The 12,764-nt window shown below is 71.8% G+C and carries 10 protein-coding genes; 6 read left to right on the top strand and 4 right to left on the bottom strand.

What is annotated here, in order from left to right; genetic code table 11:
- Position 1 precedes the first annotated feature (1 nt).
- Positions 2-2,407 (bottom strand): SpoIIE family protein phosphatase, encoded by a 2,406-nt coding sequence (locus tag ACFWY6_RS04985; RefSeq protein ID WP_384686461.1) that lies wholly within the window; start codon positions 2,405-2,407, stop codon positions 2-4.
- Positions 2,408-2,689: 282 nt separating this feature from the next.
- On the opposite strand from ACFWY6_RS04985, the gene ACFWY6_RS04980 reads away from it, so the two are divergent.
- From ACFWY6_RS04980 to ACFWY6_RS04965, 4 genes are all read left to right on the top strand, one after another.
- The gene (locus ACFWY6_RS04980) at positions 2,690-3,787 is read left to right on the top strand and encodes a serine hydrolase domain-containing protein (RefSeq protein WP_384686527.1); all 1,098 of its coding nucleotides are present in this window, start codon (positions 2,690-2,692) and stop codon (positions 3,785-3,787) included.
- Between the two features lie 97 nt (positions 3,788-3,884).
- Positions 3,885-4,745 (top strand): ABC transporter ATP-binding protein, encoded by an 861-nt coding sequence (locus ACFWY6_RS04975; protein ID WP_384686459.1) that lies wholly within the window; start codon positions 3,885-3,887, stop codon positions 4,743-4,745.
- Positions 4,742-5,722, top strand: coding sequence for an ABC transporter substrate-binding protein (locus ACFWY6_RS04970; RefSeq protein WP_384686457.1), 981 nt, complete (start codon positions 4,742-4,744; stop codon positions 5,720-5,722). The genes ACFWY6_RS04975 and ACFWY6_RS04970 overlap by 4 nt, the downstream gene beginning before the upstream one ends.
- Positions 5,723-5,726: 4 nt before the next feature.
- Positions 5,727-7,796: an iron ABC transporter permease gene (locus ACFWY6_RS04965; protein WP_384686455.1), complete on the top strand. Its 2,070-nt coding sequence runs from the start codon at positions 5,727-5,729 to the stop codon at positions 7,794-7,796.
- Between the two features lie 39 nt (positions 7,797-7,835).
- Here the strand turns inward: ACFWY6_RS04965 and ACFWY6_RS04960 are convergent, their stop codons facing one another.
- The 3 genes from ACFWY6_RS04960 to ACFWY6_RS04950 are packed head-to-tail and all read right to left on the bottom strand — an operon-like array spanning position 7,836 to position 10,453.
- The gene (locus ACFWY6_RS04960) at positions 7,836-8,870 is read right to left on the bottom strand and encodes an endonuclease/exonuclease/phosphatase family protein (protein ID WP_384686453.1); all 1,035 of its coding nucleotides are present in this window, start codon (positions 8,868-8,870) and stop codon (positions 7,836-7,838) included.
- Between the two features lie 38 nt (positions 8,871-8,908).
- Positions 8,909-9,307, bottom strand: coding sequence for an ACT domain-containing protein (locus ACFWY6_RS04955; RefSeq protein ID WP_384686451.1), 399 nt, complete (start codon positions 9,305-9,307; stop codon positions 8,909-8,911).
- 30 nt (positions 9,308-9,337) lie between these two features.
- On the bottom strand, positions 9,338-10,453 hold the full coding sequence (locus tag ACFWY6_RS04950) for a M20 family metallopeptidase (protein WP_384686525.1): 1,116 nt from the start codon (positions 10,451-10,453) through the stop codon (positions 9,338-9,340).
- A 216-nt stretch (positions 10,454-10,669) separates the two neighbouring features.
- On the opposite strand from ACFWY6_RS04950, the gene ACFWY6_RS04945 reads away from it, so the two are divergent.
- Complete coding sequence (locus tag ACFWY6_RS04945) at positions 10,670-11,917, top strand: glycosyltransferase (RefSeq protein ID WP_384686523.1); 1,248 nt, start codon at positions 10,670-10,672, stop codon at positions 11,915-11,917.
- A 67-nt stretch (positions 11,918-11,984) separates the two neighbouring features.
- Positions 11,985-12,710: a hypothetical protein gene (locus ACFWY6_RS04940; protein ID WP_384686449.1), complete on the top strand. Its 726-nt coding sequence runs from the start codon at positions 11,985-11,987 to the stop codon at positions 12,708-12,710.
- The last annotated feature ends 54 nt before the right edge of the window (positions 12,711-12,764 follow it).

Here is a 12,764-nt window from a genome sequence, read left to right as displayed (position 1 = left end):
ATCAGCGGGAGAAGCCGTCGCCGTCGGGGATCTCCTGCTCGGCCCAGATCGTCTTGCCCTGCCGGGTGTAGCGGCAGCCCCACCGCGTGGTGAGCTGGGCGACCAGGTACAGGCCCCGGCCGCCCTCGTCGGTCAGCAGGGCGCGGCGCATGCGCGGCTGGGTGGCGCTCGGGTCGGAGACCTCGCAGATCAGGCGGCCCGCACGGATGAGGCGCACCTCGACCGGGCCGCCGGCGTAGGTGATGGCGTTGGTGACCAGCTCGCTCAGCACCAGTTCGGTGGTGAAGGCGAGGTCCGTCAGGCCCCAGACGTCCAGTTGCCGGGCGGTGGCCTCGCGTACGTCGGCGACGGCGGCCGGGTCGGCGGCCACCGGCCAGACCACCTGGTCCTCGGGCGGCAGCACGTGGGTGCGCGCGAGCAGCAGGGTGATGTCGTCGGTCAGATGGTGCGAGGGGCGCGCGGAGACGATGTCCAGGCCGAGTTCCCGCAGCGGGGTGTCGAAGACGCCGGGCCGTGAAAGACGGCGGGTCAGCTCGGCCATGCCTTCGTCGAGGTCGCGCTCCCGGCTCTCGATCAGGCCGTCGGTGTAGAGGGCGATGATGCTCTCCGGCTCCACGTCGACCTCGGCCACTTCGAAGGGCAGGCCGCTGACGCCCAGGGGCGGCCCGGGGTTCACGGGGACGAAGGTGACGGTCCCGTCCTGCGCGGCAACGGCGGGCGGTGGGTGCCCGGCGGAGGCCACGCTGCACCGCCGGGACACCGGGTCGTAGACGGCGTACAGGCAGGTGGCGCCGATCGGGTCGGGCCGGGGGCGGGTGCGTTCCGCCGCGTCATCGGACTGCTCGGGTTCGTCGGTCTCCACGCGGAGCTGGGAGACCAGGTCGTCGAGGTGCTCAAGGAGTTCGTCCGGTTCGAGATCGAGGTCGGCGAGGGTACGGACCGCGGTGTGCAGTCGTCCCATCGTGGCCGTGGCCGCGAGGCCGTGGCCGACGACGTCGCCCGCGACCAGGGCGACACGGGCGGACGACAGGGGGATCACGTCGAACCAGTCGCCGCCGACACCGGTGCCCGTGTCCGCCGGCAGATACACACCCGCGGTGGTGACGGCGACGGTCTCGGCCTGTGAGGGCGGCAGCAGGCTGCGTTGCAGGCCCACGGACGCGCGGTGTTCGCGGGTGTAGCGGCGGGCGTTGTCCAGGGCCAGTGCGGCATGTCCGGCGATCTCCCGCAGCAGGTCCAAGTCGGCTTCCTCGTACGGAGTTTCGCCTGCCTCGCGGTGGACGGCCACGCGTCCGAGCACGCTGCCCCGAGCGCTCAATGGGACGGTCATCGAGGTGAGCGGATCGGCGGGCTTCGCCGGATCGTCGGGCCTGGCCAGGACGACGCTGTCGAGGGGAGCCTCCGCCGATGTCCGCCCGGCCACGGCGGTCCGGCGCAGGGGCATGCTGCCGTCGGGGGCGGGGGCCGGCTCCTCCCCGGTGAACACGGCCTCCGCGATCTCCACCACGGCGAAGTCGGCCAGCGCGGGCACCAGTGCGGCGGCCAGGTCCTCGGCGGTGCCTGCCACCGACAGCGAGGTGCCGACCGCCGCGGTCGCACGCTGCAGCACGGCCAGGCGCTCGCCCGCGCGGCGCACTTCGGTGACGTCCGTGAACAGCGCGGTCACGCCGAACACCTGCCCGTCGGGAGCCTGCAGCCGGAACGCCGAGATGGCCATCACCGCGCCGCGCCCGGGGTCCTCGACGGTCCTGACGGTCTCCTCCACCCGGACGAGCGGCAGGCCCGTGCGCAGTACCTCCCGCAAACGCTGCTCGACGGCCGCGGCGTCCTTGGCCTGCAGGAAGTCCCCAAGGCGATGCCCTCGCAGGTCCTGCGGGAGACCCGTGTACGGGAGCAGATGGGTGTTCGTCCTGACCAGCCGCAGTTCCTCGTCGAAGACGGCCAGGCCAAGCCGGTCCTGCAGGAACAGTTCCCTGGTGAACGCCCGGTCCTGCCGCCACCGGTCCGCGGTCCTCGCGGGGGCGGCAAGCACGAAGTACCGGGCCGGCTGCGCCGTGGGCGCCCCGGTGCTCGGGCCGGCGTCGCTGAGCGGCAGGACCTGGAACTCGACCTTCAGCTCCCCGCCTTCGCCGGTACGCACCACGGCCTCGCCGGACCAAGCTCCCGACCGCAGCTCGGACGGTGGTCCGGGCCCGGCGCCGGGATCCTTGAGCAGCTCACGGAGGCGCCGCCCCAAGACCCTTGCGGCGGGCAGGGAGAACAGTTCCTCCGCCGTCGGCGTCCACCCGATGATCCGGCCCTTTGCGTCGAGCAGCGCCCCGGCGGCCCCATCGGCGAACGGCAGCCCGGGGTGCACCGGAGCGAAGGGCAGGATCTCTTCGTCCACCTCGTGCTCTGCCTCCCTCAAGGGCCGGGTTCCACTCCATCATCCCTCCGCTCGCCGCGCCCGCCAGTCCTCACCGTCTTCGCAGGTCGGCAATGGGGGGTTATCCCCAGCCGGACCGGGCGGCCAGCAGGATCGTCCCGGGCGTCCTTCGCCGGAAATGCTGGGTCCCGGCATATGCCGCTGATGTCCCGACGATTCCGTAGGAGTTGGCCCGTGCGTGAGCAGACATGGCAGAGGTTTGGACCTTCCGAGCGGCCTTCCGAGGGGCCTTCCGACCGGCAGCGCGGTGGCCGGCGCAGAGGCGTGCGGGCCGCGGCCGCGGTGGCCTTCGGCGCCTTGGCGGCGGGTGTCCTCGCGTCGCCGACGGCGTCCGCTGCCGCGAGGCCGGACGAGGTACGGCAGGGTCTGGACGCGCTGGTCGGCTCCGACGGCGTACCGGCCGCGCTGGCGAGCGTCACGGACCGCAACGGCCACGCCCGTACGTACACCGCGGGGGTCGGCGACCTGGCCACCGGCGCGAAGGTGCCCAGGGACGGACAGGTGCGGATCGGCAGCAACACCAAGACGTTCACCGCGGTGGTCGTGCTGCAACTGGTCGGTGAAGGGAAGATCGGCCTCGACGACCGGGTCGACACCCATCTGCCCGGCCTCGTCCGCGGGGAGGGGATCGACGGACGTCGCATCACCGTCCGTCAGCTCCTGCAGCACACCAGCGGACTTCCGAACTACGTCAAGTACCTCGCCGACGAACCCCGGTACTACGCGCCCCACGAGCTCCTCGACCTCGCCCTCCAGCACAAGGCGGACTTCCCTCCCGGGAAGAAATGGGCGTACAGCAACACGAATTACGTGCTGGCCGGCCTGATCGTCGAGAAGGTCACCGGCCACTCCGTCGCCCAGGAGATCGACCGCCGCGTCATCAAACGCATCGGGCTGCGCCACACCTACTTCCCCGCCCCCGGTGACGCGACCATCCGGGAACCCCACCCCAAGGGCTACGACCGGGACGCGACGGGCGCCCCGCTCGACGTCACGGAATTCGACCCCTCCTGGGGCTGGGCCGCGGGCCAGATGGTCTCCACCAACTCCGACCTCAACAAGTTCCTCTCCGCGCTCCTGGCAGGCCGCCTCCTCCCGGCGGCCCAGCTCGCCGAGATGCGCACCACCGTCCCCGCCGAGTACTTCGGCCCGGGAGCCCGCTACGGCCTTGGCCTGGTGAGCAAGCCCCTGTCGTGCGGCGGCGTCTACTGGGGCCACGGCGGCAGCACCACGGGCTACGAGACCCGGGGCGGCGCCACCGGCGACGGCCGCGCCGCCAACGTCGCGGTGACCGTCCAGCCGCGCGACAAGGCGACGATGCGCCACGCGGAGCACGTCGTGGACACGGCCCTCTGCCGCTGAACCCCGCCTCCTGGGGGCCGGCCGGCGCGTCGGTCCCCAGAACCGGGTTCTGAACCCATGGCATTCAAGCCACTTAGGTTAGGCTAACCTTCCACCCGTGAAAGCTGGTGAGCAAGGAGTCGGTTCCGCACGTTCCCGTGGGCATGAACTGGCCGCCGAAGATGTGACCGTGGCGTACGACGGCGTGGACGTCGTGCACGATGCCGCCGTCTCCCTCAGGCCCGGTGAAGTGACCGCGCTCGCGGGGCCCAACGGCAGCGGCAAGTCGACGCTGCTGCGCGCCTTGGCCCGGCTGCAGAGCGCCCGGACCGGCACGCTGACGTTCGACGGCGGCACCGACGGGCTCGCCCTCACCTCCCGGCAGTTCGCGCGGCACGTCGCGCTGCTGACCCAGGCGCGGCCCACGCCCAGCGGGCTGACCGTGCGGGACGTCGTCGAGTTCGGGCGGTATCCCTACCGCGGCCGGTGGGGCCGGGCCGATCCCGAAGGGCCCGCCGCGGTGGACCGGGCGCTGCGCATGACGGGCGTCGAGGACCTCGCGGGGCGCGGCGCCGACCAGCTCTCCGGAGGGCAGCTCCAGCGCGTCTGGCTCGCGAGCTGCCTCGCCCAGGAGACCGGCGTACTCCTCCTGGACGAGCCCACGACCTATCTCGACCTGCGGTACCAGGTCGAACTCCTCGATCTCATCCGTGACTTGGCGGACGACCACGCGATCGCCGTCGGTGTCGTCCTGCACGACCTCGACCAGGCGGCGGCCGTCGCCGACCGGATCGCCCTGCTGCACTCGGGGCGGATCATCGCCGACGGCGCCCCCGAGGACGTACTGACGCCGGAACGCCTCACCGACACGTACGGCATCCGCATCGATGTCGACACCGACCCGCTGACCGGCCGCCTGCGCACCCGCGCCATCGGCCGCCACCACACGCGCACCGAAAGGCTCCGCACCACCTCATGAGACGCCTCTTCAGCACCGCGGCCGTCGTCACCGCCGCCGCCCTCTCGCTGGCCGCCTGCGGAACGACCGAGCCCGCTTCCGACGGCTCGGACAATGCCTCCGACCAGATCACGCTCACCGACGCGACCGGCGCGAAGGTGACCCTCGACGGCCCCGCGAAGAAGGTCGTGGGCACCGAGTGGAACGTCGTCGAGAGCCTCGTCTCCCTCGGCGTCGACCCCGTCGGCGTCTCCGACGTCAAGGGCTACAAGACGTGGGACACCGTCGTCCCGCTCAAGAACACCCCCAGGGACATCGGCACCCGTGGCGAGCCGAGCATGGACACGATCGCCTCGCTCAAGCCGGACCTCATCCTCGCCACGACCGACCTGCCTGCCTCCGCCGTGAAGCAGCTGAAGAAGGTCGGCACCGTCCTCACGGTGCGCCCCGCCGACGCGTCCGACCCGATCGGGCAGATGACGGAGAACCTCGACCTCATCGCCGAGGCGACGGGCAAGGAGAAGCAGGCGGCCACCCTCACCAAGCAGTTCGAGGCGGAGATCGCCGCCGGCAAGAAGAAGCTCGACAAGGCCGGCCTCGCCGGGACGGAGATCGCCTTCGCCGACGGCTACGTCGCCTCCAACCAGGTCTCGATCCGCCCCTACACCGACGGCTCCCTCATCGGCGACGTCAACAAGCGGCTCGGCCTGAAGAACGCCTGGAAGGTCAAGGGCGACAAGGACTACGGGCTCGCCACCACCGACGTCGAAGGACTCACCGGCCTCGGCAAGGACGTCCATTTCGCCTACATCGGGGGCGAGAGCAGCGGCGACCGCGACCCGTTCGCCAAGGACCTCCCCAAGAACGCCGTCTGGAAGTCCCTGCCGTTCGTGAAGGCCGGCGACGTCCACCAACTGCCCGACGGCATCTGGATGTTCGGCGGACCCGAGTCGATGGGCGCGTACATCGACGCCCTCACCGACGCCCTGACGAAGTAGCGCCATGGCCGTCACCGCACCCACCACCGCGACCCGCACGTCGACGGCGTCCAGGACCGGCGCGGCCGCGGTGACGGCCGGACTGCTGCTCCTGGTCGCCGTCCTCGCCGTCGTCGACATCACGCAGGGCACGGCCGACGTCGGCGCGCACGAAGTGGTCAAGGCGCTCACCGGGCAGGCCGACGCGGGCGACGCCTCGGTCGTCATCGCATCGCGCCTGCCCCGGATGGCCGCCGGTCTGCTCGTCGGCATCTGCCTGGGCATGGCGGGCGCGGCACTGCAGGCCGTCAGCCGCAACGTGCTCGCCTCGCCGGACACCCTCGCGGTGAACGCCGGTTCCTACCTGGGGCTCGGCCTGCTCGCCATCACCGGTACGTCGCTGCCGCTGCTCGCCTCCTCCGGGGTCGCGTTCGTCGGCGGGCTCGCTGCCGCGGCGGTCGTGCTCGGCCTTTCCGGGCTCGGCACCGGCACCGTGCGCCTCGTCCTCGCCGGAAGCGCCCTCACCCTCGGCCTCGGCTCCATCACCGAAGCGCTGCTCCTGCTGTACCCCGAGGAGACGGACGGCCTCTACCAGTGGAACCAGGGCAGCATCGGGCAGAACGGCTTCAACGGCGTACTCCAGATGGCGCCCATCGCCGTGGCCGGCCTCGTCGGTCTTCTGCTGCTCGCCCGCCGCGTCGATGCCCTGGCCCTCGGGGACGACGCCGCCCGCGGCCTAGGCGTCCCGGTCCGCTCCACCCGCGTCACGGTGGTGGTGCTCGCGGCGCTGCTCTCCGCCGCGGCGGTGACGCTCGCCGGGCCCATCGGGTTCGTGGGGCTCTGCGCACCCGCGCTGGTGCGGCCACTCGGCCGCAGGTTCAAGGGCTTCGTACGGGCACGCGGGACCATCCCGGTCGCCGGCCTGGTCGGCGCCGCTCTCGTCCTCGGTTCGGACGTGCTCCTGCGGGCCCTCATCACCGCCCAGACCGCGGTCTCGGTGCCCACGGGAGTCGTCACCAGCCTGGTGGGGGCCGCCTTCCTCATGGTGATGGCCGTGCGGGTGCGGGACACCGGGGCCGCCGACACGATGGACCGGCTGCGCATCCCGAGCCGGGCCGCCTTCCTGATCACCCTGGTCGTGCTGGTCGCCGTACTCGTCGGCCTGGCCATCGCCTCCGTGCTCCTCGGCGACGCCAAGCTGCTCCTTGGCGACGTGGTCAACTGGGCCCAGGGCCGGGCGGGTCAGACCACCACCTTCGTGCTCGACACCAGGGTTCCGCGGGTGCTCGCCGCACTCTCCGCGGGCGCGGCGCTCGCCCTGTCGGGGACGCTCGTGCAGGCGGTGACCCGCAATCCGCTGGCCGAGCCCGGCATTCTCGGTGTGTCGGGCGGGGCGGCGCTCGGCGCCGTACTGCTCGTCACCACCGTGCCGCTCGCCGGTTCGTGGGGCATCGCTGGAGCGGCGTTCACCGGCGCCCTGCTCGCCTCCGCCGTCGTCTTCGGCCTGGCTGCCCGGGGCGGATTCCAGCAGAACCGTCTCGTCCTCGTCGGCATGGCCGTGTCCACCGGGACGACGGCACTCATCAGCCTGCTCATCGTCCTCACCGACCCGTTCAACGCGACCAAGGCGCTCACCTGGCTGTCGGGTTCCACCTACGGGCGGAGCCTGACCGACATGGCCCCGCTCGCCGTCGTGCTCGCCGCCGGTGCGGCCGTGGCGTTCGCGCGGCGCACGGAACTCGACCTCGTCTCCCTCGACGACGACACCCCCCGGCTCCTCGGGCTGCAACTGTCCCGCGGACGCCTCGGGTTCCTCCTGCTGAGCGTGCTCCTGAGCGCGACCGCCGTCGCCGCGGCGGGCACCATCGGCTTCGTCGGCCTTGTGGCGCCGCATGCGGCGCGCTCGCTCGTGGGACGCCGCCATGTGCGGGTGCTGCCGGTGGCCATGCTCCTCGGGGCGGTTCTCGTCGGCGTCGCGGATCTGCTGGGGCGCACGCTGATCGCACCCGCGCAGCTGGGCGCCGGCCTCATGACGGCGGTCGTCGGGACGCCGTACTTCATGCATCTGCTCTTTCGCAGCAGGGCCGGGCGATAGGGGGATCCTCCGGGGGAGCCGACCGCGCCTCCGGAGGCATCAGGGTTGAAGCCTGATGTCGGCGGCGATCGGCAGGTGGTCGCTGCCCGTGGCGGGCAGCGTCCGGACGTGGGTGACGGTCGCCGCCCGGGTCATGACGTGGTCGATCCGGGACACGGGGAAGGCCGTGGGCCAGCTGAAGGCGAAGTCCCGCCCCACCGGGTCCATCCGCGAAGTGACCGGGTCAAGACCCCGGTCGTCCGCCGTGCTGTTGAGGTCACCCAGCAGGATCACCCGGTCAAGGCGTTCCGCGGCGAGGGCCGCGCCCAGCAGCCCGGCGCTTTCGTCCCGCCTCCCGGAACTGAAGCCGCTCCAGCCGACGCGCACCGAGGGCAAGTGGGCGACGTACACGGCGACATCGCCCTGTTTCGTCCCCATTCTCGCCCGCATCCCGCGCTGCCAGCCCTCCCCGATCCCCTTCGGCTTGATGTCCAGCGGCCGGACGTCCGACAGCGGGTACTTCGACCACAGGCCGACCGTGCCCTCGACCGCACGGTAGGGATACGTCGGTGCCAGCGCCCTCTCGTAGAGCGGCAGGGCGGACGGTGTCAGCTCCTCCAGGGCGACGAGTTCCGGTGCTGCCTCGATCAGGGCACGTGCGGTGCCCGCCGGGTCGGCGTTCACGTCGCTGACGTTGTGCTGGACCGCCGTGATGTCGTGGGCGGCGCGGTCCGGCGCCAACAGCGGTCCGCCGAACAGGCTCCCCCAGACGGCGACGGGAAGCAGCAGCGCCACCAGCGCGGTGGCCGAGCGCCGCAGCAGCGCTGCAACGAGTAGCAGCGGGACGGCGAGACCGAGCCAGGGAAGGAACGTCTCCAGCAGGCTTCCGACACGGCCGACGGAGTTGGGCACGGCGGAGGGGAACGCCAGCAGCCCGGCGGTGAGCACGGCGAGGCCTGCGAGCAACCGGCCGCGCTGCCAGGACGACCTGCCTGCCGCGTCCGTACCCCAACGCGGCCGGCCGATGCGCCGCAGCCACACCCCACTGTCCGTACGCCGTTCCCGCGGCGCCGCACCGCTCTCCACCCGCTGCATGCCTGCAACGACGCACGCCCCTGTGATCAGGTTCCAGATCAGCCGCGCAGGGCCATGCCCTGGAGCAGACGCACGGCTTCCGCCGCCCGCTCGTGGGGCACGAAGAGATGATCGTGGTGGAAACCGGCCACGACATTGCAGCTCAGCCCGGCCCGTGCGAGTTCGCCGGCGATGGCGGCGGTGAGGCCGACGGCCTCCAGGGCGGAGTGGACGCGCAGGGTGATCCAGCCCGCCACGTAGTCGTACGGGAGCCCTGCGCCGTCCGCTTCCTCCTGCCGCAGCACCAGCGTCAGCCCCTCCTCTTCCAGGACCGTGACCACCGGCTCGGCACCCGGGGGAACCGTGCGCCCCGGGGCGAGGGTGAACACGTAGCGTCCCGGATTGAGTTGGGGCCGCATGCCGCTCAGCAGTTTCGCCAGGTCGGTTTCTCCAGACATGTCGGCATGCTAGCGGGATCCGTCGAACCGCTAGGCGGTGCTCGCCGGGCGCGATCCGCCGCGCAGTGCCTTCACCAGGCCGGTGACAAGGTTGGCCCGCTCGGTCATGGCGTCGATCACCAGGTACTCGTGGTCGGCGTGCGCGCCGCCCCCGACCGCGCCGAGGCCGTCGAGCGTCGGCACGCCAAGGGCGGCGGTGAAGTTGCCGTCGCTCCCGCCGCCGACTGCCCTGCCCTCGATGCCGGGAATCAACTCCCGTGCCAGAGCGATGAGTTCGGCCGACGCGGACTCGGGCATCGGGGGCCTGCCGACGGCACCCGCAACCGCGATCTCCGCCTCGTCGAGATGCGGGACCAGTGATGCGAAGGCGGACTCGATCCGTTCCTTCTCGTCGGCCGACTCGACGCGGACGTCCACGACGACGGTCGCCTCGGCGGGCACCACGTTGTCCAGGGTTCCCGCCGACGCGACGGTCGGGGTGACGGTCGTACCGATCTCGGGCCGGCCGAGCGCCGCGATGTCCAGTACCTGATGCGCCGCCTCGATCAGGGCGTTGACCCCGGCCTCGGGCTCGAGGCCCGCGTGCGAGGCCCGGCCCGTGACGGAGACCTGGAAGGTGCCGCAGCCCTTGCGACCGGTCTTCAGGGCCCCGCCGTCGGCGGCGCCTTCGAAGACGAGGACCGCGCCGCAGGCAAGGGCTCGTTCCTCGATGAGAGCGCGAGAGGAACGGGAACCGACCTCCTCATCGGCGGTCACCAGAATCTCGACGCCCGACCGGTCGTCGAGCGCCGCCAGACCATGAATGGCCTGTACGAGGCCGCCGAGCATGTCAAAGACCCCGGGTCCTGTCGCCTTCCCGTCCTCGACCCTGAACGGACGGCGTGCGAGGGTGCCGAGCGGAAACACCGTGTCGTGGTGACCGAGGATCAGGACGCGCGGATCGCCGCCGCCCGACCAGTGGACATGCGGCCCGGCTTCGCTCTCGACGAGGACGGCCTGCCCGCCGATGCGGTTCTCGATGACGGCGGCGACGGCTTTGGCCGATGCCGTCAAGGCATCCGGATCGCGCGACGGAGACTCGATCTCGACGAGTGTCCTGAGGTCATCGATCATCGCGTCGACACTCACATCGGCGCTTCTGTGCATGGTCACGTCGCCAGGGTACGCGGGCCTCTGAGGCTTCTGAGGACGAAAGAAGGCAAGGCGAAAAAAGGCAAGGAGCGCACTCGCTCCTTGCCACTTTCAACTTATAGCGCCCCATGGGGCTTGCGGCAAGGCCCCGGTCGTGCCGCAGAATCTCCGGCCTGGGCAAGATTCCGCGCCCTGGGCAAGATTCCGCAGGAACGGCAAATGGGAGTACGAATGCGCGTGTTGTTGGCCGCCTATGATTCGCGCGGGGGCGTCGAACCGCTGGTGGGGCTCGCGGTGCGGTTGCGGGAACTCGGCGCGGACGTGCTGGTGTGCGCGCCGCCGGACGAGGAGTTCACGCGGCGGCTTGCCGGAGTCGGCGTGGAGATGGTGCCTACGGGCAAGTCGGTGCGCGCATTGGCGACCGGTAAGACGCGGCCGACGGCGGCAGGTGTTCCCCGGCGCGCGGCCGAACTGGTCGTCGCCTTCTATGACAACGTCATCGCCGCGGCCGAGGGGTGCGCTGTAGACGTGGTGGTGGCGACCGGCATCGTGCCCGCTGTGGCCGGTGTGAAGTCGGCCGCCGAGAAGCTGGGCATCCGCTACGTGTACGCGAGCCATCAGCCCGTCACCCTTCCGTCGCCGCACCACCCGCCGCTCGCGCGGCCGGGCCATCCGCTCCCGGAGGATGTGACCGACAACCAAGCGCTGTGGGACCAGGAAGCCCTGGACGCTCAGGCGGTGTTCGGCGAAGCGGTCAACACGCACCGGGCGTCGGTCGGCCTGCCGCTGGTGGACAACGTCCGCGACCATGTCTTCACCGACCGCCCGTGGCTGGCCACGGACCCGGTCCTCGCGCCGTGGCCGCAACCGGCGGACCTCGAAGTCGTGCAGACCGGCGCGTGGGTCCTGCCGGACGAACGGCCGCTGCCCGCCGGCTTGGTGACGTTCCTCGACGCGGGCGCACCGCCGGTCTACGTGGGCTTCGGCAGCATTCCGATGCGCGATCCGGAGGACGTCGCCCGGGCTGCCATCGAGGCGATACGCGCGCAGGGCCGCCGCGCGGTCGTCGGGCGGGGCTGGGCCGGCCTCGCCCTGATCGACGACGCGGACGACTGCTTCGTCGTCGACGAGGTCAACCATCAGGCGCTGTTCCGCCGCGTGGGCGCCGTCGTCCACCACGGCGGCGCGGGCACCACGACGACGGCCACCTGGGCCGGCACCCCTCAGGTCGTGGTCCCCCAGTTCGGGGACCAGCCGTACTTCGCGGGCCGGGTGGCCGAGTTGGGCATCGGCGCGGCGCACGACGGTCCGACGCCGACCTTCGAGTCCCTGTCGACGGCGCTCAAGACGGCCCTGGCTCCCGAGACCGGCGCACGGGCAACGGCCGTGGCCGGCATGTTCCGCACCGACGGGGCGACGGTCACCGCGAAGCTGCTGATCGACAGCGTCAGCGAGCAAGGGCGACCGGCTTCCGGGTGATGCGTGGCACGCCGCACTCGCCTGGCGGCCCGAGGAGCTCTACCTCTACCCGCTGTACGTACGGCCGTTGACGGGTCTGGGCAGGCACGGGGCGGCGGCAAGCACGGCACTCGACGCGGCGCTCGCCGACCGCGAGTGGGACGAGCAGCGGCTGCGGCTGTACCGGCAGGGCCGCGACCGCCTCGTCGCCGAGGGCTATGTCCAGGTGTCGATGAGGATGTTCCGCCGCGCGGACGCGCCACCGCAGGGTGCGGACGACTACGCCTGCCAGACCGACGGCATGATCGGCCTGGGCTGCGGCGCCCGTTCGTACACCTCGACGCTGCACTACTCCTTCGACTACGCGGTCGACCTGCGCGAGATCCGCACGATCACCGACGACTACACCGCCACGGAGGACTTCAGCCGCGCCGTGCACGGCCGCCGGGTCGACGGGGCGGAGGGCCACACCTACACCGACGCCGAGGCCGAGCAGTGGACGGCCATCGACCCCCTGTTCCCCTACAGCCGCCACCCGCACCGCTCGGCCGGACTGCCCTGCCGTACGGGCGAGTCGGTCATCTCCGTCGACGGCGACGGCGACGGCACGGTCCGCCGCTGCCACTTCGTCCGCAGCGAACTGGGCAATCTCTACGACGGTTCGTACCGCCGCGCCCTGGAGCCACGCGCCTGCCCGCTCGCCGTGTGCGACTGCCACATCGGCTACGTCCATCTGGAGACGCTGCCGCTGTACGACGTCTTCGCGGGCGGGGTCCTTGAGCGCATCCCCGCGGCCGGAGCAGCCCGTGCATGACGGCGGCCGGGTACTGTGCCTGGTCAGTCGATCTTCGACGTGCCCGTCGGCCGA

Source organism: Streptomyces sp. NPDC059037 (assembly GCF_042740015.1).
Taxonomy (GTDB): Bacteria; Actinomycetota; Actinomycetes; order Streptomycetales; family Streptomycetaceae; genus Streptomyces.
The sequence above is the reverse complement of the archived record's forward strand: the minus strand, read 5'-3'. Positions and strand labels throughout refer to the sequence as shown.